We start from the raw sequence: 22,880 nt of genomic DNA, 5'->3' as shown, positions 1-22,880 counted from the left end.
CCGCCAGCCCGATGTCAGTCTCCGAACTCAAACGCCGCCGCACTTTTGCGGTTATTTCCCACCCGGACGCGGGTAAGACCACGCTCACCGAAAAGCTGCTGCTGTTTTCGGGCGCGATCCAGATTGCCGGGACCGTGAAGGGCCGCAAGAGCAATCGCTACGCGACGTCCGACTGGATGGAGATCGAAAAGCAACGCGGCATTTCGGTGGCCAGTTCGGTCATGCAGTTCGAGTACGGCGACGCCGTCATCAATCTGCTCGACACGCCGGGCCATGAGGACTTCTCCGAAGATACCTATCGCGTGCTGACCGCGGTCGACGCGGCGGTCATGGTGATCGACGGCGCGAACGGTGTCGAAGCGCAAACGCTCAAGCTGCTCGAAGTCTGCCGCAGTCGCAAGACGCCGATCGTCACGTTCATCAACAAGCTCGACCGCGAAGTGCGCGAGCCGCTCGAATTGCTCGACGAGATCGAACAGAATCTGGGCGTGGCCGCGGTGCCGTTTACGTGGCCGATCGGCATGGGCAAGGAATTCCAGGGTGTGTACGACATCCAGCGCGACCAGGTTCGACTGTTCCGCGCGGGACAGGATAAAGCGGGCGGCGAGGTCGAAACCTTGCACGCGCCCGACGACGAAGAAGGCATTCGCCGCTTCGGTCAAAGCTGGGTGAAGGCGAAGGAAGAGATCGATCTGATTACCGGTGCGTCGCCCGACTTCGACCGCGAGCAGTTTCTCGCCGGTCAGCAATCGCCGGTGCTGTTCGGCTCGGCCATCAACAACTTCGGCGTGAAGGAAATTCTCGACGCGCTGGTCGACCTGGCGCCGCCGCCGTCGATGCGCATGACCGTGCAGCGCCCGGTCATGCCCGACGAGCCGAAGTTCACCGGCGTCGTGTTCAAGGTGCAGGCGAACATGGACCTGGCGCACCGTGACCGCGTGGCGTTCATCCGCGTGTGTTCGGGGCATTTCGAGCGCGGTATGGCCGTGAAGGTGACGCGCACCAACAAGACCTTCCGTGCGAACAACGTGGTGACGTTCCTGTCGCAGCGCCGCGAAACGGTGAGCGAGGCGTATCCCGGCGACATCATCGGTATTCCGAATCACGGCACGCTGAGTCTCGGCGATACGCTGACCGAAGGCGAGCAGTTGCAGTTCGTCGGTCTGCCGTTCTTCGCGCCGGAAATTTTCCAGACCGTCGAAGTGGTCGATCCGATGCGCGCCAAACAACTCGGTGAGGCGCTCAGGCAACTCGGCGAGGAAGGCGCGATTCAGGTGTTCCGGCCGGAAGTGGGCGGCCTGACGATTCTGGGCGCGGTCGGGCAACTGCAGTTCGAAGTGGTGTCGCACCGGCTGTCGACGGAATACAAGGTCGACGTGCGGATGGCGCCGGCGCGGTATCGCATGTCGCGCTGGGTGACCTGTAGCGATCCGGCGGAGCTACGTCGTTTCACGGATTCGTACGCCGCGCGGATCGCGCTCGATGCGTCCGATGCGCCGACCTATCTGGCTTCGCACGTGTCGGAGATCGAGGTCGCGCAGAAGGCCTGGCCGAAGATCGTATTCAACGAATTGCGCGAGCATTCGGGCGCGCCGTTCAAGAAGACGATGTGAGCGAGGAGAACCTGCGCGAGGCGGCCGTTACTGGTAAGTCATCGTGTAGGTCAGCGAGCCGTTCACCGTACCGAGCGTGATGGCGCCGGAGCGGTAGTACAGAACGCTGAACTGAAGCGGATAGTTGCCGCCGGTGGTGGCGTTGTAGGCGGTCAGCTTGGTCGCCTTGCCGAGCGCGAACGCCGCGCCGGCCTGATTCTTCAACGCGAAACCCACGCCTTTCGACGTCGATCCGTCGCTTGCCAGGAACGTCCCATTGGTTGCGTTGATCACGCCTGCCGGCGCATCGAGCTGGTAGGTGATGGACTTCATGCCCGCCGGACAGTTGTTCAGCCTGATCGTGAACGCCGTCTTTCCCGCCGAAGCGCCCACCGTCGCCAGATCTTTCGCCGTGATTCGAGGCATCTGGACCGTCGGCACCGCGTCGATCTGGCAGGTCGCAATGACCACGTTGGCCGTGGTGACGCGCAAGTTTGCGATCGTCAGGTTGCCCAGCCTCATGGTGGCGACTAGCGAGCCGTCGATGGTGCCGGCACTCACCGGTCCCGTCACGACCACCTGAACGCCCAATGCGGCGACGCCCGCGGACCCCCAACCCCATTCGCCGTTCCACGTTTCGCCGTTGCCTGCTCCCCAGTAGCGAAAGTTCGCGCCGTTGGTCGAGTCGTAGAAGCGCATACCGATGCCCGGTACGTTGGTCGCGAACGTATAGGGATTGCTCGACACCTGTTCGCCGCCGGTGACGCTGCGGTTCACCGTGCCGCCCGAGCTACAGGTGGCGTAGGAGGTGGAGGGCGGAATGGGTGCCTGCGTGGGCGGCGAGTAAAGGATCGTGCCGACCGTGGCGCCGAGCGGAACGGTCATCGAGCGAAGGGCAAACGTGTAGTCGTGGGTGGATTGCCCGTTGAGCCAGGTGCAATCCGCCTGCGCGGAGGGGATGCCGGCTGTCATGCCGAGCATCGCTATGACACCGTACCAGTGAACTGCAATGCTATCTGTCGGTTGATTCAACGACGACTCCCTGGGAGAAGGCAGGTTCGGTCGCGGTGGGCCGTTGCGGCTCACCAGCCTGGCTGGCGCGCCTTGGCGCCTTGCAGAGAATGACCGGCTTCGCTCCCGCCGAATATCGGACCACTCCGATTTACAGGGTCACCGTGCTTCTCGCATTCGGCCTATCCTCACGGAAACCCGCGCCCGCTGTTCCGCGCGTTCACCTCGTCCCGTTCCGCCGGAGTTCCCGTGACCGTTCGCAACCTCGATGCCCTGTTCCGACCGAAATCCGTCGCCGTGATCGGCGCTTCCGAACGGCCGGGCAGCACCGGCGCGATGGTGTGGGCGCGCCTGCTCGAAGGCGGCTTCGGCGGCCCGCTGTGGCCGGTCAATCCCAAATACGCGACGCTCGGCGGCCATGCCGTGATCCGCGATGCGGGCGATCTGCCCGAAGCGCCGAGCGTCGCCGTCATCTGCACGCCACCCGATAGCTGGCCCGGCATCGTTCACAAACTCGGCGGACTCGGCACGCGCGCGGCGATCATCGTCGGCGAGGCGCGCAGCGAAGCCGACCGCCTGCACGTGCGGCATGCGCTGTCGGCGGCGCGGCCGCATCTGCTGCGTATCGTCGGGCCGGGCAGTCTCGGCGTGGTGTCGCCGGCGCTGCGCGCGCATCTCGGCGCGCCGTCGTGCACGGTGCAGGCGGGCGGGGTTGCCTGGGTTTCGCAGTCGAATGCGCTGACCAACGCCGTGCTCGGCTGGGCGCACGCGCGCGGCCTCGGGTTTTCGCATGCCATCGCGCTGGGCGGTGAAGCCGATGTGGATGCCGGCGACGTGCTCGACTATCTCGCGAGCGACCCGGGCACGCGCGCGATTCTGCTCGAACTCGACACCGTGCGGGCGGCCCGCAAATTCATGTCCGCGGCGCGCGCGGCCGCTCGCAACAAGCCGGTGCTGGCGCTGCGCTCGGGTCGCGCCGATCCTGCCGACGCGCTCTACACCGCCGCGTTCCGGCGCGCGGGCATGGTGCGCGTGGATGCGCTAGACGATCTGCTCGACGAAATCGAAACGCTCGGAGTCGGCAGGGTCGCCGCGGGCGCGACGGCGACGTTGATTACCAGCGATCGTGGTCTCGCGACGCTCGCCTGCGACGCCTTCGCTGGCGCCGGCGACACGCTCGCGCCGTGGCCTGCCGAGGCCGCGGCCGCGCTCGCCGAAGCGCTGCCGCACGCGGTGCCGGGCAACCCGCTGCAACTCGGCGACGACGCCCGGCCCGAGCACTTCGGCCTGGCGCTCGAACTGCTCGCCGACCATCGCAGCACCGGCACGGCCTTCGTGGTCCATGCCTCGACGCATAGCGCGCCGGTCGACGAGGTCGCCCAGGCGTTGATCGCGAATCAACGCTTTGCGTATCGCGGCTTGCTGGCGTGTTTCTTCGGCGGCGTGGATGCGGCGACGCGCGACGCGCTCCACGCACAAGGGATTCCGGTTCACACCACGCCGCAGCGGCTTGCGCGCGCGTTCGCGCGGCTGGTGGATTACCGGCTCGGGCGCGAGTTGCTGATGCAGACGCCGGAGGGTCTGCCCGCGCGCATTCCGGCGGCGATCGACGCAGCGCAAGCGCAGGCGCGGGCGGTTCTCGCCGAAGGTGAGCGCCTGCTGACCGGCACGGCGGCAATACGGTTCCTCGAGAGTTTCGGGCTGGCCGTTATCGCGCCCGGCGGGGATTCGCCGCCCGATGGAATCGTCGATATCGCGGTCGAGTTGCACGACGACGACAACTTCGGCCCGGTGTTCCGCTTCACCGCGCCGTCGGCGGATGGCGTCTCCGAACCGTTGCGCGTGTACGGGCTGCCGCCGCTCAATCCGATCCTCGCGCGCGACATCGTGACGCGTTCGCCGTATGCGCGGCGTGTCCAACCGGAACCGGTGCTCGCCGCGCTCACGTCGCTGTCGCACGCGGTGTGCGACGTGAAGGAGATCGTCGGTCTCGATCTGACCATGCGGGTGTTCGAGGAGCGCGTCGCGATTCTGGCGCCGACGCTGAGCCTCGCGGCGACGCGCAGCCGGCTCGCGATCGTGCCGTATCCGCGACGCTTCGAGGAGACGCTCGACTGGCAAGGCCTGCGCGTGACCGTGCGGCCGATCCGTCCGGAAGACGAAGCGGCGCATCACGATTTCGTCGAAGCGATGACGCCCGACGATCTGCGTCTGCGCTTCTTCGGGGCGGTGGGGAGCTTCGACCATTCGCAACTGGCGCGCATGACGCAGATCGACTATGACCGCGAGATGGCGCTGATCGCCACGGTCACGAGCGACGAAGGCTTTACGCGCACGCTGGGCGTGGTGCGCGCGGTGGCGGATCCGGACAACGAGACCGCGGAGTTCGCGGTGGCGGTGCGCTCGGATCAGAAAGGTCGCAAGCTCGGGCAGCTATTGATGGACCGCATCGTCAAATACGCGCGGGTGCGCGGCATTCACTGGCTGGTGGGCGAGGCGTTGCGCGAAAACGGCCCGATGATCGCACTGGCGCGATCGACCGGTTTCACCGTGACGCCGACGGAGGACCGTAGCGTGGTGGGATTCAGAATGGCGCTGGACGAAGCGCGGGCCATTGGAAAGTAGTGAGCGGCGCCGCTTCTTTTTGCAAGGCTGGCGAGGCCAGCGTGGGCCTCGCACGAAATCACACAGGTTCTCTTTAAGCCGCCAGCTTCGCCGCCGCCTCGTCGACCTGCGTGCGCGTCAGGGCCAGCTCTTCCAGCCACGCGTCGGCGTACACCGCGCCGGTCTCGCGTTCCAGACGCGCGATGGTCGCCGCGCAACGGTTCGCGTCCTTCGGCGTGGCAATGAACGTCTTCACCGACTCGCCGCCCTTGAACGCGTCGAACAGCGGCACGCGGATATCGTCCGGCAACGCACGCGCGGTCCATTGATACGGCTTGCCGTTGTAGGTGAATTGCGGCGGCAGCACGCGCTCTTTCTTCGCGGCCGGAATCAGGCCGAACGTGCGCGCCGCGTCGCCGATCTGCTCGGCGGAAAACAGCTCGTCCGGGCCGATGTCGAATTGCGCGATGAAGGTTTCGATGCTTTGCATTGCGGCCGCGCGGTCGTCGCGGCGCTTCTGCGCGTGAGCGACGATGTCGCGCAGTTCGTCGGCTTCTTCGGGCGTGATCGTGAAGCTCGACTGCTTCTGCTGGAGTTCGGAAAAACGCTGGAATTCGGAATCGGTCAGAAGTTTCGCCATGGCTTATCGATGGGCGCGCATGGGGTGAACCAGGCGGCGTGGTTTTTGAAAGGGCCGCCATTCTAAACCATGTGCGCGCACGCCCGGGTTTCGTCGCCGCAGCGCTCTACCGCGGGCGCTCGCTCTCATTGCGCGGCAGGCTCCGCCGGCATCTCGCGATACATCGACAGCGCTTCGACGGTCTCGCGCAGGAGCGCCGTCGCCGCTTCCAGCGTGGGCGCGACGTACTCGTCGATACGTCGCAGATACGGGCAGGTCAGCGCGGCGATCGCCTGGCCCGACGGGCCGAGAATCGGGAACGTGACGTCGGTGACGCCGAAGGTCTGCTGGCTGTCTTTCTGCGAAAAACCCGCCGTGCGAATCTGCTCGCACGCGCGATCGAGTGCTTCGCGGTCGATCGTCACTTCGCCTTTCACTTTCGTATGTTCGGTGAACATCTGCTCGCGCTGTTCGGCGCTCTGAAACGCCAGGATCACGCGCCCCGAACCCGTATCGATCAGACCGACCCGCGAGCCTAGCCGCACCGACATGCCCCAGGTGCCGGGGCCGTCCACTTGCGCGATGACGAGCAGATTGCCGCGGTCGTACACGGCCAGGTGACACGATTGCTCGGCGGTATCGGCGAAACGCTGCATGATCGGCAAGGCTTCGGAGATCAGGCGGTTCATCGGCGGATGACGATGCGCCAGCGCGTACAGCTTGAGGCTCAACGAGTAACGATCGCCGGCCGCCGAACGCACGACATATTGCCGCGCGACCAGACGTTCGAGCATGCGATACATCTCGCTCGCGTTGCGTCCCAGCAGCTTGGTGATTTCGGCCCGTGTGAGTCCTTCCTTTTGCTCGGCGAGCAACTCGAGAATGTCGAGTCCCTTGTCGAGTGCCGGCGCGCGATAGCGGTCGGCGTCGTCCTTGTCGTCTGCGTCCATGGCGAGTGCGTGTCGGTGTGTTGTTCTCATTATCTGGTGCGTGAGTCTCGGATCGAGGCATTTACCTCAGGCGATTTAGCTCGTCCAGGGAAAACACGGACGCTTGTGCAGTGCACTTCGCTTGACTTCGAAAAGTCCGTATATGAATAATACGTTCATTGGTGAATGAGCTTACACCAATATTTTTAGAGCACCCCAGCATCCGCAGTCACCGCAATACACGACAAGAAAGCGCAGGACGCAGTGCCCGATTCCTATAACGGGCTCACGCAGTTCAACAACGCATAAGCAGGAGACAACCATGTCGTTCAGGAAAGGGCCGCAAAAGGCTCGTCGTATCAGTTCGTTCCGCCGTTCGCTATTTGCCGTCGCCGCCGCGACCTGTGTGGGCGCCATCGCGCTGAGCGGCCATGCGCAAGCCGCCGACGCAGGCAAGATCGGCCTCGATCTGCCGCTGCTCACTTCGCCGTTCTGGCAGTCGTACAACAACTACCTGCCGAAATACGCGAAGGACATGGGCCTCGATATTCTCGCGCCGGTCAATTCGAACGGCGATCCCGTCCAGCAGATCACCGACATGAACAACCTGCTGAACCTCGGCGCCAAGGGCATCGTGGTCGGGCCGCTGGATTCGGCGGCGATCAGCCGTGCGCTCGATGCGGCAGCGGCGAAGAACGTCCCGGTCGTCGCCGTGGACGTCGCGCCGACGCAAGGCAAAGTCGCGATGGTCGTGCGCGCCGACAATCATGCGTACGGCGAGAAAGCCTGCAAGTACATCGGCGAACACGTGAAGTCGGGCAAGGTCGTGCAGATCATGGGCGACCTGGCTTCGGTGAACGGCCGTGACCGCTCCGAAGCATTCCGTTCGTGCATGAAGGGTTTCCCGGGCTTGTCCGTGCTGGAAATCCCGGCGGCCTGGAAGGGCGACGTCGCGGCCACTGCGCTCGACAGCCTGCTGACCGCGAACCCCGACGTCAAAGGTATCTACATGCAGGCCGGCGGCGTCTACCTGTCGCCCACGCTGCAGACCTTGCGCCGCAAACAGATGCTGTTCCCGGCCGGCGATGCGAAGCATGTGGTTATCGTCAGCAACGACGGCATTCCACAGGAATTCGAAGCGATTCGCCGCGGCGATATCGACGCGACGATTTCGCAGCCCGCCGATTCCTACGCGAAATACGGCCTGTTCTATATCAAGGCCGCGTTGGCGGGACAAACCTTCAAGCCGGGTCCGACCGATCACGGCAGCAACATCATCCAGCTCTCGCCGGGTGTGCTCGAAGACCAGTTGCCCGCGCCGCTCGTGACGAAGGCGAACGTCGACGACAAGGCTTTGTGGGGCAACACCGTCAAATGAACGCGCCTTTGCCCCTTGCGCCCATGCCGTCGGTCGTCGAAGCGATGGCCGTCACCAAACGCTTCGGCTCGACGGCCGCGTTGCACGAAGTGAGCTTGCGCGTGTTGCCCGGCGAGTCGCATGCGCTGGTCGGGCGCAACGGGGCGGGCAAATCCACGCTCGTGTCGATTCTCACGGGGCTGCGCAAGCCCGATACCGGCGAGGTGCGTTTCAACGGCACGCTCGCGCCGTCCATCGCCGATCGCGACGCGTGGCGCGAACGCGTCGCGTGCGTGTATCAGCACTCGACCATCATTCGCGACCTGAGCGTCGCGGAAAATCTGTTCATCAACCGGCAGCCGTCGCGTGGCGGCATGATCGACTGGACAGCGATGCGGCGCGACGCGCGCGCGTTGCTCGACCACTGGAAAATCGACGTGCGCGAAGATGCGCGCGCCGGCGACCTCAGCGTGGAAGCGCGGCAACTCGTGGAGATTGCGCGGGCGCTGTCGTATGGTGCGCGCTTCATCATTCTCGACGAACCCACGGCGCAACTCGACGGCGACGAGATCAAGCGGCTGTTTCGCCGTATCACCGAATTGCAGCGCGAAGGCGTGACGTTTCTGTTCATCTCGCATCATCTGCAGGAGGTCTACGAGATCTGCCAGGCGGTGACGGTGTTGCGCGATGCGCGGCATATCGTCAGCGCGCCGGTGTCGAGTTTGCCGCGCGAGCAGCTGATTGAAGCGATGACCGGCGAACGCGGCGGCCTCGCCGTAGCGGACGCCGCCGCGCGCGACGCATTGCCGGCGGATACGCCGGTAGCGCTGCAAGTCGACGATCTCGTCGGCACGGATTACGAAGGGGTGTCGTTCGCACTGCGGCGCGGCGAAGTCGTCGGCCTGACCGGTGCGACCAGCAGCGGGCGCACCAGCGTGGCCGAAGCCATCGCCGGATTGCGCGCCGCAAAAAGCGGCACGATCCGCGTGGACGGTGCGACGCTGCCGCGCGGCGACGTGCCGGCCGCGCTCGCGCATGGCATTGGCTGCGTGCCGAAAGACCGCCATCACGAAGGCCTGGTGCTGTCGCAATCGGTCGCGGAAAACGCGTCGATGACGATTGCGCGTCTGCTCGGCAAATTCGGCATTGCGCCGCCCGCGAAGAAGAACGCGTTCGGCCAGAAGATGATCGACGCGCTCGGCATCGTCGCGCAAGGTCCCGAACATGTCGTGTCGGGTCTGTCGGGCGGCAATCAGCAGAAGGTCGTCATGGCGCGCGCGCTCGCGACCAATCCCAAGGTGCTCGTGCTGATCGATCCCACCGCGGGTGTCGACGTGAAATCGAAAGAGGCGTTGCTGTCCGTCGTGGACCGGGTACGCGAAGACGGCAAGGCCGTGCTCGTGGTATCCGGCGAACTCGACGATCTACGCACCTGTGACCGCGTGCTGGTCATGTTCCGCGGTCGTGTCGTAGCCGAATTCCCTGCCGGCTGGCAGGACCACGATCTCATCGCATCCGTTGAAGGAGTCAGTCTCCATGAAGAATAGTGCGCCCAGCGCCGCAGCATTCGGCAACGCGCCCACGGGCGCCACGCCGCCGCAGCCGGTGGCTCCGACGCCACAGGGCAAACGCGGCAAACGCGCGCGATCCGAACTCGCACGCCTGCGCGAACTCGCTCTTGTGCCCGCGCTGATTCTGCTGATCATCATCGGCGCGTTCGTGAGTCCGAGCTTCCTGACGCGGGCCAATCTCATCAGCGTGCTCGGCGCGTCCGCCGCGTTGGCGCTGGTCGTGCTCGCCGAATCGCTGATCGTGTTGACGGGCAAGTTCGATCTCTCGCTGGAATCCACCGTCGGCATCGCGCCGGCCGTCGGCGCCATGCTGGTGATGCCGGCGGCATCCGCGGGATTCGGCACGCAGTGGCCGGCGGCCGCCGGTCTGCTTGCGATTCTCGCGGTGGGCGCGGTGATCGGCTTTATCAACGGCTTCCTGGTGGTGCGTTTGCGGCTGAACGCGTTCATCGTCACGCTGGCCATGCTGATCGTGCTGCGCGGCATGCTGGTGGGGGCGACCAAGGGCGGCACGCTGTTCGACATGCCGCCGTCGTTCTTCTCGCTCGCCACCACCATCGTGCTGGGCTTGCCGTTGTCGGTGTGGCTCGCGGCGGCGGCGTTCGCGATTGCCGCCTTCGTGTTGCGCTATCACCGGTTGGGCCGCGCGTTGTACGCGATCGGCGGCAATCCGGAAGCGGCGCGTGCCGCCGGCATTCGCGTCGAGCGCATTACGTGGGGCGTATTCGTGCTCGGCAGCATGCTCGCGGCAGTGGGCGGCCTGATCGTGACCGGCTATGTCGGCGCGATCAACGCGAATCAGGGCAACGGGATGATCTTCACGGTGTTCGCGGCGGCGGTGATCGGCGGAATTTCGCTGGACGGCGGCAAGGGCACGATGCTCGGCGCACTGTCCGGCGTGCTGCTGCTCGGCGTCGTGCAGAACCTGCTGACGCTCGCGCAGGTGCCCTCGTTCTGGATTCAGGCAATCTACGGCGCGATCATTCTCGGCTCGCTGATGGTGGCGCGTCTTGCCAGCGGCGAAGGCCAGAACTGATGTCCCTCATCGACGGAGAACGCTTTTGACCGCCCGCCCCATGAATACCGACTCGCGTCTGATCCTGCTGAGCCCGGACGACAACTGCCTGATCGCCGGCGCGCGTCTCGAAGCGGGGACGACGCTCGACATCGAAGGCGAGCGGCTGACGCTCGGCAAGACCATCGAACTCGGCCACAAGGTGGCGCGTCGCGACCTCGCGCAGGACGACAAGGTGCTGCGCTACGGCGCAGTGATCGGACATGTGACGGAGGCGGTCGCGCGCGGTGCGCATCTGCATACGCACAACCTCGCGAGCGACTACCTGCCGACTTATACGCACGACTCGGGGCACGAGTTCGTGCACCACTGACGTCTACACGATGACGTGGCCGCTGGCCGCGCTGGAACGATCATGACCGACATCTCCGTAATATCCGCCGACGCGCAGCAGCCCATGCTGCAGGGCTATTTGCGTAGCGATGGCCGCAAGGGCATTCGCAACGTGGTGGCCGTCGCGTATCTGGTCGAGTGCGCGCATCACGTGGCGCGCGAGATCGTCACGCAGTTCCGCGAGCCGCTCGACGCGTTCGACGATCCGTTGGCCGAACGCGAGCCGCCCGTGCATCTGATCGGCTTTCCCGGCTGCTATCCGAACAGCTACGCGGAGACGATGCTCGAACGCCTGACTACGCATCCAAACGTGGGGGCGGTGCTGTTCGTATCGCTCGGTTGCGAGAGCATGAACAAGCACTATCTGGTCGACGCGGTGCGCGCCAGCGGCCGCCCGGTCGAAGTGCTGACCATTCAGGAAAAAGGCGGGACGCGCAGCACGATTCAATACGGCGTCGACTGGATTCGCGGCGCGCGCGCACAACTCGCGACGCAACGCAAGGTGCCGATGGCGCTGAGCGAACTGGTGGTCGGCACGATTTGCGGCGGCTCGGACGGCACCAGCGGCATCACCGCGAACCCGGCTGTCGGGCGTGCGTTCGATCACCTGATCGACGCGGGCGCCTCGTGCATCTTCGAAGAAACCGGTGAGCTGGTGGGCTGCGAGTTTCATATGAAAACTCGCGCGGCGCGACCCGAACTCGGCGATGAAATCGTCGCGTGCGTGGCGAAGGCGGCCCGCTATTACTCGATTCTCGGCCACGGCAGTTTCGCGGTCGGCAATGCGGATGGCGGGCTCACCACGCAGGAAGAAAAGTCGCTCGGCGCGTATGCGAAAAGCGGTGCGTCGCCGATCGTCGGCATCATCAAGCCTGGCGATATTCCGCCGACTGGCGGGCTGTATCTGCTCGACGTAGTGCCGGACGGCGAGCCGCGCTTCGGCTTTCCGAACATCAGCGACAACGCCGAGATCGGCGAACTGATTGCGTGCGGCGCGCATGTGATCCTGTTCACGACCGGACGCGGCTCGGTGGTCGGCTCGGCGATCTCGCCGGTCATCAAGGTGTGCGCGAATCCCGCGACGTATCGCAATCTCGCCGGCGACATGGACGTGGATGCCGGCCGGATCCTCGAAGGCCGCGGCACGCTCGACGAAGTCGGCCGCGAGGTGTTCGAGCAGACCGTGGCGGTGTCGCTGGGCGCGCCGTCGAAGTCCGAGACGCTCGGGCATCAGGAATTCATTCTGACTTACAAGACTTTCGAACCGGTCGGGCCGGCCTGCTTGCCGGCGGGTGCCGCACCAGCGCATCGTGTGGTCGCCATCGAGCCGCATTGAAGGGCGCTTGCGCATCGAACGTTATTCGATCGCGCAGTAACGCGTCCGCTTGTGCTAAAACACTACCCAAAAAGGAGACGCGCTCAATGACGGCAACGATCATCGACTCGAAGATCGCGCAGCGTCGCGGCATCGGCCGCGGGGCGCTGAAGGTGAGCGGCCTGGGGCTCGGCACGGCGCCGCTCGGCGGCCTGTACCGCGATCTGTCGGATGCCGAAGCGCATGCCACCGTGGCCGCCGCGTGGGACGCCGGCGTGCGTTACTTCGACACCGCGCCGCATTACGGCAACACCAAAGCGGAACACCGACTGGGCGATGCGCTGCGCGCTTATCCGCGTGGCGATTACGTGCTGTCCACCAAAGTGGGGCGTCGCTTCGTGCCGCGCGTCACGCCTTACGATCCGAACGACGGCTGGCAGAATCCGTTGCCGTTCGAGGCGATCTACGACTACACGCACGACGGCATCCTGCGCTCGTTCGAAGACAGCCAGCAGCGTCTGGGCATCGTCGATATCGATATTCTGCTGGTGCACGACATCGGCCGCGTCACGCACGGCGACCGGCATCCGCATTACTGGCGGCAATTGACTGAAGGCGGCGGGTTCCGCGCGTTGGACGGCCTGCGCTCGAGTGGCGCGATCAAGGCGGTTGGCCTCGGCGTCAACGAAGGCGCCGTGATTCTCGATGCGATGGCCGAATTCGATCTGGATTGCGCGCTGCTGGCCGGCCGCTACACGCTGCTGGAACAGGCGACGCTCGGCGACCTGCTGCCCGCCTGCGAAAAGCGCGGCGTCGGCATTCTGCTCGGCGGTGCGTTCAACTCGGGCATTCTCGCGCGGGGCGTCGGCGGCGATCTGAAATTCAACTACGGGACGGCGCCTCGCGAAGTGGTCGAGCGCGTCGCGCGGCTCGAAGCGGTGTGCGCGTCGTACGACGTGCCGCTCACTGCCGCCGCGTTGCAGTTTCCGTATGCGCATCCGGCGGTGTCCACGGTTTTGACCGGCGCACGCAGTGCCGACGAAGTGCGCGGGAACGTCGGGTCGTTCTCGCGGCCGATTCCCGCCGCGTTGTGGTCCGCGTTGCGCGACGAAGGTCTGCTCGACCGCCGCGCGCCCGTGCCGGAGTCTTGACGTGACGCCGACGATCGATGCTCATCAGCATTACTGGGACCCCGCGCGCGGCGATTACGACTGGCTCACGCCGGAACTGACGGCGCTGTACCGGCCACGCGGTCCGGCCGATCTCGCGCCGCTGCGCGAGCGCGCCGGGATTGCGCGGACGGTGGTGGTGCAGGCCGCGCCGACGCTCGAAGAAACGCGCTATCTGCTGGACATGGCGCGCGACGAACCGTCGATCGCGGGCGTGGTCGGCTGGGTGCCTTTGCTGTTGCCCACGGCGCCCGCGCTGATCGACGCGCTGGCGCGTGAGCCCAAGTTCAAGGGCGTGCGGCCGATGTTGCAGGATCTGCCCGACGACGCGTGGATCGCCAACCCGGATCTGGCACCCGCCATCGATGCGCTGATCGCGCACGATCTGGCCTTCGACGCGTTGATCTTCACGCGCCATGTCGACGCGATCGAAACGTTCGCGGCGCGGTTTCCGGCGTTGCGCATCGTGATCGATCATGGGGCGAAGCCGCCGATTCGTAGCGGCAGTGGCGGCGCCGGCTGGCAGGCCTGGGCGGATGGCATCACGCGGCTCGCCGCGCTGCCGCGGGTCTATTGCAAGCTGTCCGGCCTCGCCACCGAAGCCGCGCCGGGTTGGACCGACGCAACCCTGCAGCCCTACGCCGATCATCTGTTGCAGAGCTTCGGTCCCGCGCGCCTGATGTGGGGCAGCGACTGGCCCGTGCTCGATCTGAACGGCGATTATCAGCAATGGCATGCGACGGCGCATCGCCTGCTTGCCTCTTTGACCGAGGCCGGGCGAAATGCCGTTTTCGGCGGCAATGCCGCTAGTTTCTATCGACTTTAAGCATCGACTTTGAAGCCCAATCAACTGGAGCCGTAGATGACACAAAGACTGGCCGGCAAAACGGCCCTGATTACCGCGGCGGGACAAGGCATCGGTCTCGCCACTGCAGAACTGTTCGCCAGCGAAGGCGCGCGCGTGATCGCCACCGATATCCGCATCGACGGTCTGGCCGGCAAGCCGGTCGACGCGCGCAAGCTCGACGTGCTCGACGATGCGGCGGTCAAGGCGCTGGCCGCGGAAGTCGGCCCGGTCGATGTGTTGTTCAATTGTGCGGGCTTCGTGCATGCCGGTTCGATTCTGGAGTGCAGCGAAGAAGACTGGGACTTCGCGTTCAACCTGAATGCGAAGGCGATGTTCCGGACCATTCGCGCGTTCCTGCCTGGCATGCTCGAGAAGGGCGGCGGCTCGATCATCAACATGTCGTCGGCGGCGTCGAGCGTGAAGGGCGTGCCGAACCGCTTTGCTTACGGCGCGTCGAAGGCGGCCGTGATCGGTTTGACCAAGGCCGTGGCGGCGGACTTCATCACGCGTGGTGTACGCTGTAACGCGATTTGCCCGGGCACGGTGTCATCGCCGTCGCTCGAACAGCGCATCGTCGATCAGGCAAAGGCGCAAGGCGCGACACTCGACGCCGTGCAGGCCGCCTTCGTCGCGCGTCAGCCGATGGGACGCATCGGCAAGCCGCAGGAAATCGCCGCGCTGGCGCTATATCTCGCGTCGGACGAGTCGTCGTTCACCACGGGTCACGCGCACGTGATCGACGGCGGCTGGTCGAACTGATTCCCGACACTCACACGAACACTATTGACCGTAGAGGAAAGTGCAACGATGAAACTGCTTCGTTATGGGCCGAAGGGCCAGGAAAAGCCGGGCTTGCTCGACGCACAGGGCAAGATTCGCGATCTGTCGGGCGTGCTCGCCGATCTCGACGGCGCGGCGCTGACCGAGGCTGGTCTCGCCAAACTGCGTGCGCTCGACCCCGCTTCGCTGCCGGTGGTGGAAGGCAATCCGCGCCTCGGGCCTTGCGTGGCCCGCATTGGCAAGTTCATCTGCATCGGTCTGAACTACGCCGACCATGCGGCCGAATCGAACCTGCCGGTGCCGACCGAGCCGGTCATTTTCAACAAGTGGACCAGCGCGATCTGCGGTCCGAACGACGACGTCGAAATTCCGCGCGGCTCGAAGAAAACCGACTGGGAAGTGGAACTCGGCGTGGTGATCGGCAAGCCGGCGAAATACGTGGACGAAGCCAATGCGCTCGATTACGTCGCCGGCTATTGCGTGATCAACGACGTGTCGGAGCGCGAGTGGCAGATCGAACGCGGCGGCACGTGGGACAAAGGCAAGGGTTTCGACACGTTTGGCCCGATCGGCCCGTGGGTCGTGACGCGTGACGAAGTCGCCGATCCGCAGAATCTGAATTTGTGGCTGGAGGTGGATGGGCATCGCTACCAGAACGGCAGCACGAAGACGATGGTGTTCGGCGTCGCGAAGCTGGTGTCGTACGTGTCGCAGTGCATGAGCCTGCAACCGGGCGACGTGATCTCGACCGGCACGCCGCCGGGGGTCGGGATGGGCGTAAAGCCGAACGCGGTGTATCTGAAACCGGGGCAGACGATTCGCCTCGGCATCGAAGGGCTGGGCGAACAGACGCAGAAGACTTACGCGGCTGAGTGAGTTTGGGCGCTGTAACAGGCGCTCGCGGCGTTAAAAAACCCGGGCTGCTTTCGAGCAGGCCCGGGTTTTTCATGAGTTTGCGAATGACGGGGCGTTTGGGACGCGCTGAGGGCTTCTGTGAGGCGTCGTTCGGGGTGGGCGGTCGTGGTAGGTCCAACCGTCACGCGGCAGGCTCGTGTTCGCCGTTCTCGCCAATCCGGTTGATCGTGCCTTGCGCGACGGCCACCAGTTTCTCGCGATCGCCGTCCATCACGTAGACGTTGCACTGACAGGTCGCCTGCGAGCGTCCCGCGTAGACCACCTTGGCTCGCGCGATCAGCGTCCCGTTGAGCGCCGGGCGCAGATAGTTGATCTTGTACTCCCCCGTGACGACCTTCGGCCCGAGCGACAGGGCGCCGGCAAAGGTCAGCGCGTTATCCGCCAGATAGCTGATGACGCCGCCGTGCACGAAGCCGTGCTGCTGCCGCAACTCGTCGCGGATCGGCAGGCAGAGGGTGAGTTCGCTGGTGCCCGTGTGCATCAATTCGGCGCCCAGCAATACGCTGAACGGCTGGGCATGCAGCGCGCCGCGCGCCCGGTCGAGGAGGTCGGTCATCGTCTTTCCTTCGGGCGGGGCCCGCGGTGGCAGTCCCTAACCACTCTAGAAAGCGGCGCCGAGAGGCGTCAAGGTGAATCGGAATATCGATGCGACGCGGAAATCTCCGGGGCAGAGCGAGAAATGTCGGAAATGTGTGTGATGTACGCAACAGCGGGGCGTCGCGACGAACAGACGCAGCGGGTGTTTGTAGTCTCTGCAGGTTCAACCTGAACGCAAACGAGCTAAAACCGGAATAGAAAATGGCCCGCATAAGCGGGCCATTTTGCATCAGACGCAAGCGCCTAAGGGTGCCTCAACGTACCTGTCGGTACTTAGGCCGGCTGGATGTTCGCAGCTTGCTTGCCCTTCGGGCCTTGCTTGACTTCGAACGTCACTTTTTGGTTTTCTTGCAACGACTTGAAGCCGCTACCTTGAACTTCCGAAAAGTGCGCGAAAAGGTCTTCGCCGCCGTCGTCCGGCGTGATGAAGCCGAAGCCCTTTGCATCGTTAAACCACTTCACAGTACCTGTTGCCATTTTTGATCCAGTAAATGTTGTGTGTTGCATTCGCGACCGCTATTTCTCAACACGAGATCGAGCGCGAAGTACGAGTTGTATCACGTCTTTATGGCTGACGCCAATCAACCAGTATTCGGGTATTCCCGTGTTCGGGCATTTTTCCGCCCCGAAAGCCTTTCGAAGGACATGACGACCGGTAGGGTAAACTGGCTTTGTTACTCTTTCAGGAAAAACATTGAAACATTATCTGCAAGAAGAACTGACGTCGTTCTGGAGTCGTTTGACCCCCTATCTCGCGATATTGGAGTCTAAATCGTCTCAGGAAGGCACCCTGGACCCGGTCGGCCGCATCACCGTCGATACCGAGGAACGCCAGGCTTTCGCCCTCCACACCACCGATCCGAAGCCGCTCGGCGACCTCTCGGAAACCCCTACGGGGCAGAGTGCAACTTATATGCGTTTTAAATCGGCCGACAGCAGTTGGGGGCCGTGGGAACGCGAAGCGTATTAGGCGACCGGTCGGTCAAATAAGCCTCAGCGGTTCGGAATCACCCTCCCGCGGCAATGCTTCGTAAGCGGTCGCGAGGTGGTAGGGCGTGGTCGACGGCATCTCCGGTCGCATCACGTCCCCGCTGGCCGCTTTGCATTCGAACCATCCTCGTGGGCGCAGAAAACGCTGCTGGAAAAGCGCCATCTGCTGTAGCAAGGCGGCGCGCACGGTTGGGCTAGGGTGGCTCGCGAGCGCCCGCAGATATTCGGTTTGCGCCCAGATTCGCTGCGCCGGATCTTTTATCTCTCCTGTTTCGTCGAGCGACGCGTACACGCCACCGGTTACCGGATCGACCCCACGTTGTTGGGCAAACGCGAACGCGCGGGTCAGCGCCGCGTCGAGGCCCGACTCCGCGAACAGCTCGGGCGCCTGCCTGATGAGCCAATACCATTCGAACTGATGACCCGGCTCCAGCCGGTTATCCGCGGCGCCAATCGGCAATTCGGCGATGCAGCCGGTCGGCTCGTGCACGAAAGTACGCGCGATGGCATTGGCGAGGCGCCGTAAGGCCGCATCGAATGCGTTGTCACGGGTAGCTTCGCGGGCGACGAGCCACGCCTCGATCAGATGCATCAGCGGATTCTGGATCGGGGTGCCGGTCACGCTTGTGAAATCTTCGTTGAGCGCGGCGTTGAACAGATCGTGATCTGCGACGAAGTGCGCCTGAATCAGCGCAGACGTGCGATGCACGTGGTCCAGCGCCTCAGGGTCGCCGCTGCGCAACCCATAGTGCGCGCACGCGAAAATCACGAAGGCGTGCGTGTAGAGATCCTTCGTGGTGTCCAGCGGTGCGCCTCGTGCATCCACGCTGTAGAACCAGCCGCCATGGCGCGGATCCTGAAACGTGCGGGTCAGCGACTCGAAAAGCACGCGTGCATGACCGAGATCCCCCGCTTGCGCGAACACGAACAATTGCCGCGCGCAGGCCATTGCCCGAAAGCGCTCGACGGGCAACGGGCCGTGCGCGTTCGCATCGACGGCTTCATAGGGCAAGCGCAGCGTCGTGTCGAAGCCCGGGCCGCGCCATATGGGCAGCACCACTCCGTTGAAATGGTCGCGCAACGCGGCGGCGAGGGAAGTCGTCGTCGTGGCGGGGGAGTGGAGGCTCGGCATGGTCAGTCGATCGGATGCGGGTTGCAATTGCGGGTTGCGAATACGGTTGATGCGGCCGGGCAGGAAGACGGTGGTGTGCGCCGGACGGCCCCTCCGGCGTGCGGGCAAGCATAAAGCAAACGAGGCCCAATGACACTGCAACAACGGTGCGGAAAATACTTCAAATCCTTTCAGACGAGGATGAACAGGAGTGGTGACGGCAGGTCGATCGACCGGTCCGCCGGGCGGATCGCCGCTGCCCTGAAAAGCTCGCGAATGGCTTCGGCGGCGGTGGGCGGCCATGCGACAATGCGGGCTCGAAAAATTCCAACGGCATTGACAAGCGGTGACCGGCGCCCGCTTTCCGGCGACGACCGCGCTTCTCTCTATGGCAGATTCCGCAGCATCCCCGCAGTCCCAGCTTCGCCGCGCCGCTTCGAAGAAGCGTCGTCAGGCCCCCGTCCCGACCGAAACCGAAAACAAACTGGCGCGTGCCGCGCGCTCCGCCCAACGGCTCGCGCAATTGAGCGATGCCTCGCGCGACGACAGCACGCTCGACCTGTTCCCCGACGATCCCACTCGCGCCACGCTGGAGGCGATGAACATCGACCTCCGGCAAGGCACGCTGCATGGCTTCGAATTGCCCGATGTGGTGCTCGCGGCGGTCGGCGCGGTCGATGCGACCGACGCCGCCTCGCTGGATAGCCGTTCGCCGCGTCGGGCGTCGCGTGCCGGCCGCTCTGACGAGACGGGTTGGGTGAACGCGCCGTTGAGTGGGTTCGAAGAGGCGCCGGTGTCGGCGTCCGGGTCTGCGGATGCGTCCGCGCCAACTGTCGATTCCGGTTCGCTCGCGGACAAATCCGAGGCGGGCGAGGCGCCATTTTCCGCCGATTCGTCGACCACCCCAGCCGAACCAGCTGCCGTGCAACCTGCTGTGCCGCTCACGCCAGCGATGGCGGCGGCGACGGTGGCGCGCAGCGTGACCGCGCTGCGTCAGGCGGCCGAACCGGCTGGTGCGTCGAAGCTTGCCGAAAGCGCAGGCGGACGCGCAAGCAGTGGCAAACCGCCCCAGCGCTTTGCTGCCACCTTTGCCAAGGCGGCGACGGCATCCCGCACCGCGACGGCTTTCGAGAAAACGACGGCGACCGAAGCGTCTACAGATAGCGAGGGCACGCTGGACGCACCGCAGGTGGCCCCGCTCCGGGCCACACCGACTGCCCCAAGCGCTTTGGCGACGCCGACCGCGCCCACGCCGACCACGCCGACCACGCCGACCACGCCGACCACGCCGACCACGCCGCCCACGCCGCCCACGCCGACCACGCCGACCACGCCGACCACGCCGCCCAAGACGGACCCAACCCTCGACCTTCGCTCACCGTCCGCTCCCTCCGACGCCCAAGCCGCATCGCGTGGAGCCCAGCGCGCCGAAGCCGCTGCAGCCGCTGCAGCCGCTGCGGCCGCACTACGCGCCGCGCCGGAGCTCGACCGCGCGCGGGCGACGGCCTTTTCCGACACGGTGGATGCGCTCTACGGCGTCATCGCGGATCAGCGCCACGCCGCCACGGACCATTCGCGCCGGATGAAGTGGATGCTGTCGATCGTGGTGGTCGCGCTGCTGGTGACGGTGGCGATCGGTTTCACGCAAACCGTTCTGCTGATGCGCCTCACCCGCGAAACGACCGCCCAGCAGCAGCGCATCGAGCAACTCATGCAGAACCAGCAGGCCGCGATGACCAGTCTGCTCGATTCCCATCTTGCAATGGCGAACGCGGAGGCACCGGTGGAGCCAGCCGCCTCTGAACCGGCAGCCGTGTCGCCGACGCGCGCCGTACGGCCGGCTCGCGTCCATCACGCTCGCAAACCAAAAACCGCCAATCAGCATTAATCGATAAAAGGGACGTTGTCATGATGCGACGCATCACGACAATCACCGCGACGAAACGGCGCACCACCCAAAAATTGCTGCATTGCACTAGATTTGATATAGGGAAAACCCCTATAATCAGCACCTAAGGGAAAACCCTAGTCAATGCAGTCACCAACCGGGAGTCGCCATGAGCTTCATCTTTGCACTGTTCCAAAAGGTTAGCGATGCCTTCGCGTCGCCCCATCTGCCGCTGGATGCGGACTACTCGTACGAAGCGCGCAGCCGCGAAGCAGAACGCGTCCGCCGCGCGCAGTCCACGTTGTTCGGCATCAAGCTGAGCGATTGAGCGGCCATCGTCAGAAGCCAGAGCGTCAGGCTCGCACGCTTCAGCCGCTTTCAGCACCCAGCAACACCCAGCAACACCCAGCCAACACCCGCTGCATCCAGAGCCACGATCCGCGAAAAGCGAATCGTGGCTTTCCTTTTTAGACGCCTTTCATCGTTTCCCCCGGTCTAGCGGAATATTTCCGCGCGGAAATGAATGTAACCGGGCCTGTCGTTTCGTCGACGCCCGAATCCGGCGCGTTGCCCCGTATGCCTTTATAGACGGGGCTCGTCAGCCAGGCCTGCGTGAACTCATCCGGCCCTTTGTCGGAAATGAGTGCTTACAAGTGTTCACTTCCCGGAGCGCTTTCGGCAGTTAGAGTGATTTCAAGCGTACGGCGTCTGGTTCGAACCGAAGTTCCTTACAGGTCGACTAAGTACGGACGCTGGCTTGATCACACACTTTGATGGGAGGTCTCACTATGAAAACCTTTAACAAGACATCGCGTTCGCTTATCGCAACCCTTCTGGCTGGTGGCGCGCTGCTCGCGGCCGGCAGCGCCTTCGCCCAGGAGCGGGTGCTGGTCGAAAACGGCAGTCCTGCCGTCTACGGTCAGCCCCACATGATGCCGGTCGGCATCTCGATCAACCTTGGCTGGCATGGCGACCGTTACTACGACGGCCATCGCTACTGGAGCCACGACGAGTGGATGCGCAATCATCCGCACGACCACGATCCGCACCGCGATCACCATTGGGATCACCGCGGCTAAGCACAGCACTAGCGCCTGACGGCGCTACTGCCCGCTAAAGTCGCAACCTGCAAACGCAGGTTCGAAGCCGGTCTTTTCCTCACGGAAGACCGGCTTTGTCATGTTTGGGCAGGCGCTCGGGCACGCTGCGCTATGCTCCTGTGCTTTGATCGACAGTAGCAGGAGATGAGCGTGGACAAGGCAGTCATTGGCGTAGTGGGCACGGGTTTGATGGGCGTTGGCATCGCGACGCAGAGCGCGTTGCACGGACACAGGACGATCGTCCACGATGTCGATCCCGCCCGCCTCGCGAGCGTCGCGCCCAAAGCGCAAGCGGTGCTCGACGAATTGATCGACGCCGGCCGTATCGACCGGGCCGCGGCCCAGGCCGCGCTGGCCCGGATCGAAACTCATGCGCAACTCGACGCGATGGCCGCCGCGCAATTCGTGATCGAAGCCATCCCCGAGGTACTGGAGCTGAAGCATCGCCTGTATGCCGCGCTCTCGCCGCTGCTGGCTGACGACGCCATTCTGGCCAGCAACACGAGCGGTTTCCCGCCCGATCAACTGGTTTCTCCGCTGCGTGCACCTGAGCGATTCGTAATCGCCCATTTCTGGAATCCGCCGCACATGATTCCGCTCGTCGAAGTCGTGCCTGGCACGGCCACCGCGCCCGACGTCACGCAGCAAACCGCTGCGCTGATGAGCGCCATCGGCATGGAACCGGTGGTGCTTGCGAAGGCGATACCGGGTTTTGTCGGCAACCGTCTGCAGTTCGCGGTGCTTCGCGAGGCGCTGAACATCGTGCGCTCCGGTGCGGCGACGCCCGACGTGGTGGATCGCGTGATGAAGGCGTCGCTCGGACGCCGCTGGGGGATCGTCGGACCGTTGGAGGGCGCGGATATGGGCGGGCTCGACACGTTCCTCGATATCTCGACGCATCTGATGCCCGAACTCGCCAAGGACGAAGACGTGCTGGACCTGCTGCGCGAAAAGGTCGAGGCCGGACGCGTGGGCGTGCGCAGCGGCGCCGGCTTTTACGATTGGGACGACGCGCACCTCGAGCAGGTCAAGGCGGGCCGCAAGCGCGTGATCAGCCGCGGCTGAACGCCGGTCGCG

At 64.6% G+C, this 22,880-nt stretch carries 22 protein-coding genes; 16 read left to right on the top strand and 6 right to left on the bottom strand.

All coding sequences use genetic code 11. The annotated features are described in order from the left end of the window. Window positions 1–11: 11 nt before the first annotated feature. Entirely contained in the window at window positions 12–1,613 is a 1,602-nt protein-coding gene (locus FQ746_RS27375) for a peptide chain release factor 3 (protein ID WP_144112921.1), read from the top strand. Between the two features lie 27 nt (window positions 1,614–1,640). Here the strand turns inward: FQ746_RS27375 and FQ746_RS27370 are convergent, their stop codons facing one another. Next, entirely contained in the window at window positions 1,641–2,624 is a 984-nt protein-coding gene (locus FQ746_RS27370) for a fimbrial protein (protein ID WP_144112920.1), read from the bottom strand. 228 nt (window positions 2,625–2,852) lie between these two features. Here FQ746_RS27370 and FQ746_RS27365 point away from each other — a divergent pair, with 228 nt between their 5' ends. After that, a complete protein-coding gene (locus tag FQ746_RS27365; RefSeq protein WP_144112919.1) occupies window positions 2,853–5,228 on the top strand; it encodes a GNAT family N-acetyltransferase in 2,376 nt (791 codons plus the stop codon). Window positions 5,229–5,301: 73 nt separating this feature from the next. Here FQ746_RS27365 and FQ746_RS27360 read toward each other — a convergent pair whose 3' ends face one another. Together FQ746_RS27360 and FQ746_RS27355 are read right to left on the bottom strand one after the other, a co-directional pair. Next, window positions 5,302–5,847, bottom strand: coding sequence for a hypothetical protein (locus tag FQ746_RS27360; protein WP_144112918.1), 546 nt, complete (start codon window positions 5,845–5,847; stop codon window positions 5,302–5,304). 125 nt (window positions 5,848–5,972) lie between these two features. Then, complete coding sequence (locus FQ746_RS27355; RefSeq protein ID WP_144112917.1) at window positions 5,973–6,776, bottom strand: IclR family transcriptional regulator; 804 nt, start codon at window positions 6,774–6,776, stop codon at window positions 5,973–5,975. 301 nt (window positions 6,777–7,077) lie between these two features. Here FQ746_RS27355 and FQ746_RS27350 point away from each other — a divergent pair, with 301 nt between their 5' ends. The 9 genes from FQ746_RS27350 to FQ746_RS27310 all read left to right on the top strand — a co-directional run bounded on the left by FQ746_RS27350 (window position 7,078) and on the right by FQ746_RS27310 (window position 16,078). Next, a complete protein-coding gene (locus tag FQ746_RS27350; protein WP_144112916.1) occupies window positions 7,078–8,133 on the top strand; it encodes a sugar ABC transporter substrate-binding protein in 1,056 nt (351 codons plus the stop codon). After that, window positions 8,130–9,659 carry a sugar ABC transporter ATP-binding protein gene (locus FQ746_RS27345; protein WP_144112915.1) on the top strand — a complete coding sequence of 510 codons (1,530 nt, stop codon included), beginning with the start codon at window positions 8,130–8,132 and terminating at the stop codon, window positions 9,657–9,659. The genes FQ746_RS27350 and FQ746_RS27345 overlap by 4 nt, the downstream gene beginning before the upstream one ends. After that, complete coding sequence (locus tag FQ746_RS27340; RefSeq protein WP_144112914.1) at window positions 9,649–10,719, top strand: ABC transporter permease; 1,071 nt, start codon at window positions 9,649–9,651, stop codon at window positions 10,717–10,719. Before FQ746_RS27345 ends, FQ746_RS27340 begins: the two co-directional genes overlap by 11 nt. Before the next feature lie 40 nt (window positions 10,720–10,759). Beyond that, the gene (locus tag FQ746_RS27335; RefSeq protein ID WP_144112913.1) at window positions 10,760–11,071 is read left to right on the top strand and encodes a UxaA family hydrolase; all 312 of its coding nucleotides are present in this window, start codon (window positions 10,760–10,762) and stop codon (window positions 11,069–11,071) included. 42 nt (window positions 11,072–11,113) lie between these two features. Beyond that, the gene (locus FQ746_RS27330; protein ID WP_144112912.1) at window positions 11,114–12,427 is read left to right on the top strand and encodes a UxaA family hydrolase; all 1,314 of its coding nucleotides are present in this window, start codon (window positions 11,114–11,116) and stop codon (window positions 12,425–12,427) included. 86 nt (window positions 12,428–12,513) lie between these two features. After that, entirely contained in the window at window positions 12,514–13,557 is a 1,044-nt protein-coding gene (locus tag FQ746_RS27325; RefSeq protein ID WP_144112911.1) for an aldo/keto reductase, read from the top strand. Window position 13,558: 1 nt separating this feature from the next. Then, window positions 13,559–14,401 carry an amidohydrolase family protein gene (locus FQ746_RS27320; protein WP_144112910.1) on the top strand — a complete coding sequence of 281 codons (843 nt, stop codon included), beginning with the start codon at window positions 13,559–13,561 and terminating at the stop codon, window positions 14,399–14,401. Between the two features lie 36 nt (window positions 14,402–14,437). After that, on the top strand, window positions 14,438–15,181 hold the full coding sequence (locus FQ746_RS27315; RefSeq protein WP_144112909.1) for an SDR family oxidoreductase: 744 nt from the start codon (window positions 14,438–14,440) through the stop codon (window positions 15,179–15,181). Between the two features lie 48 nt (window positions 15,182–15,229). Beyond that, window positions 15,230–16,078, top strand: coding sequence for an ureidoglycolate lyase (locus FQ746_RS27310; RefSeq protein WP_144112908.1), 849 nt, complete (start codon window positions 15,230–15,232; stop codon window positions 16,076–16,078). A 160-nt stretch (window positions 16,079–16,238) separates the two neighbouring features. On the opposite strand, the gene FQ746_RS27305 is transcribed toward FQ746_RS27310, so the two are convergent. Continuing rightward, window positions 16,239–16,673: a PaaI family thioesterase gene (locus FQ746_RS27305; RefSeq protein WP_144112907.1), complete on the bottom strand. Its 435-nt coding sequence runs from the start codon at window positions 16,671–16,673 to the stop codon at window positions 16,239–16,241. Between the two features lie 314 nt (window positions 16,674–16,987). Continuing rightward, window positions 16,988–17,191 carry a cold-shock protein gene (locus tag FQ746_RS27300; protein ID WP_007178724.1) on the bottom strand — a complete coding sequence of 68 codons (204 nt, stop codon included), beginning with the start codon at window positions 17,189–17,191 and terminating at the stop codon, window positions 16,988–16,990. Window positions 17,192–17,408: 217 nt separating this feature from the next. Here FQ746_RS27300 and FQ746_RS27295 point away from each other — a divergent pair, with 217 nt between their 5' ends. Continuing rightward, complete coding sequence (locus tag FQ746_RS27295) at window positions 17,409–17,684, top strand: hypothetical protein (RefSeq protein ID WP_144112906.1); 276 nt, start codon at window positions 17,409–17,411, stop codon at window positions 17,682–17,684. A 12-nt stretch (window positions 17,685–17,696) separates the two neighbouring features. On the opposite strand, the gene FQ746_RS27290 is transcribed toward FQ746_RS27295, so the two are convergent. After that, window positions 17,697–18,836, bottom strand: coding sequence for an AGE family epimerase/isomerase (locus tag FQ746_RS27290; RefSeq protein WP_144112905.1), 1,140 nt, complete (start codon window positions 18,834–18,836; stop codon window positions 17,697–17,699). Window positions 18,837–19,203: 367 nt separating this feature from the next. On the opposite strand from FQ746_RS27290, the gene FQ746_RS27285 reads away from it, so the two are divergent. From FQ746_RS27285 to FQ746_RS27275, 4 genes are all read left to right on the top strand, one after another. Continuing rightward, window positions 19,204–20,703 carry a hypothetical protein gene (locus tag FQ746_RS27285; protein ID WP_144112904.1) on the top strand — a complete coding sequence of 500 codons (1,500 nt, stop codon included), beginning with the start codon at window positions 19,204–19,206 and terminating at the stop codon, window positions 20,701–20,703. A gap of 169 nt (window positions 20,704–20,872) precedes the next feature. Continuing rightward, the gene (locus FQ746_RS34910; RefSeq protein WP_186310853.1) at window positions 20,873–21,031 is read left to right on the top strand and encodes a hypothetical protein; all 159 of its coding nucleotides are present in this window, start codon (window positions 20,873–20,875) and stop codon (window positions 21,029–21,031) included. A gap of 460 nt (window positions 21,032–21,491) precedes the next feature. Beyond that, window positions 21,492–21,782: a hypothetical protein gene (locus tag FQ746_RS27280; protein WP_144112903.1), complete on the top strand. Its 291-nt coding sequence runs from the start codon at window positions 21,492–21,494 to the stop codon at window positions 21,780–21,782. Window positions 21,783–21,947: 165 nt separating this feature from the next. Beyond that, a complete protein-coding gene (locus FQ746_RS27275) occupies window positions 21,948–22,868 on the top strand; it encodes a 3-hydroxyacyl-CoA dehydrogenase family protein (RefSeq protein ID WP_186310852.1) in 921 nt (306 codons plus the stop codon). The last annotated feature ends 12 nt before the right edge of the window (window positions 22,869–22,880 follow it).

It is taken from the genome of Paraburkholderia sp. BCC1886, assembly GCF_900996245.1.
GTDB lineage: Bacteria > Pseudomonadota > Gammaproteobacteria > Burkholderiales > Burkholderiaceae > Paraburkholderia.
The sequence above is the reverse complement of the archived record's forward strand: the minus strand, read 5'-3'. Positions and strand labels throughout refer to the sequence as shown.

Coding starts and splice junctions, on each gene's coding strand:
- FQ746_RS27285 (WP_144112904.1), top strand. CDS start 19,204: ATGGCAGATTCCGCAGCATCCCCGCAGTCCCAGCTTCGCCGCGCCGCT.
- FQ746_RS27275 (WP_186310852.1), top strand. CDS start 21,948: ATGAGCGTGGACAAGGCAGTCATTGGCGTAGTGGGCACGGGTTTGATG.
- FQ746_RS27340 (WP_144112914.1), top strand. CDS start 9,649: ATGAAGAATAGTGCGCCCAGCGCCGCAGCATTCGGCAACGCGCCCACG.
- FQ746_RS27300 (WP_007178724.1), bottom strand. CDS start 17,191: ATGGCAACAGGTACTGTGAAGTGGTTTAACGATGCAAAGGGCTTCGGC.
- FQ746_RS27290 (WP_144112905.1), bottom strand. CDS start 18,836: ATGCCGAGCCTCCACTCCCCCGCCACGACGACGACTTCCCTCGCCGCC.
- FQ746_RS27325 (WP_144112911.1), top strand. CDS start 12,514: ATGACGGCAACGATCATCGACTCGAAGATCGCGCAGCGTCGCGGCATC.
- FQ746_RS34910 (WP_186310853.1), top strand. CDS start 20,873: ATGAGCTTCATCTTTGCACTGTTCCAAAAGGTTAGCGATGCCTTCGCG.
- FQ746_RS27360 (WP_144112918.1), bottom strand. CDS start 5,847: ATGGCGAAACTTCTGACCGATTCCGAATTCCAGCGTTTTTCCGAACTC.
- FQ746_RS27305 (WP_144112907.1), bottom strand. CDS start 16,673: ATGACCGACCTCCTCGACCGGGCGCGCGGCGCGCTGCATGCCCAGCCG.
- FQ746_RS27280 (WP_144112903.1), top strand. CDS start 21,492: ATGAAAACCTTTAACAAGACATCGCGTTCGCTTATCGCAACCCTTCTG.
- FQ746_RS27330 (WP_144112912.1), top strand. CDS start 11,114: ATGACCGACATCTCCGTAATATCCGCCGACGCGCAGCAGCCCATGCTG.
- FQ746_RS27310 (WP_144112908.1), top strand. CDS start 15,230: ATGAAACTGCTTCGTTATGGGCCGAAGGGCCAGGAAAAGCCGGGCTTG.
- FQ746_RS27375 (WP_144112921.1), top strand. CDS start 12: ATGTCAGTCTCCGAACTCAAACGCCGCCGCACTTTTGCGGTTATTTCC.
- FQ746_RS27315 (WP_144112909.1), top strand. CDS start 14,438: ATGACACAAAGACTGGCCGGCAAAACGGCCCTGATTACCGCGGCGGGA.
- FQ746_RS27335 (WP_144112913.1), top strand. CDS start 10,760: ATGAATACCGACTCGCGTCTGATCCTGCTGAGCCCGGACGACAACTGC.
- FQ746_RS27345 (WP_144112915.1), top strand. CDS start 8,130: ATGAACGCGCCTTTGCCCCTTGCGCCCATGCCGTCGGTCGTCGAAGCG.
- FQ746_RS27355 (WP_144112917.1), bottom strand. CDS start 6,776: ATGGACGCAGACGACAAGGACGACGCCGACCGCTATCGCGCGCCGGCA.
- FQ746_RS27350 (WP_144112916.1), top strand. CDS start 7,078: ATGTCGTTCAGGAAAGGGCCGCAAAAGGCTCGTCGTATCAGTTCGTTC.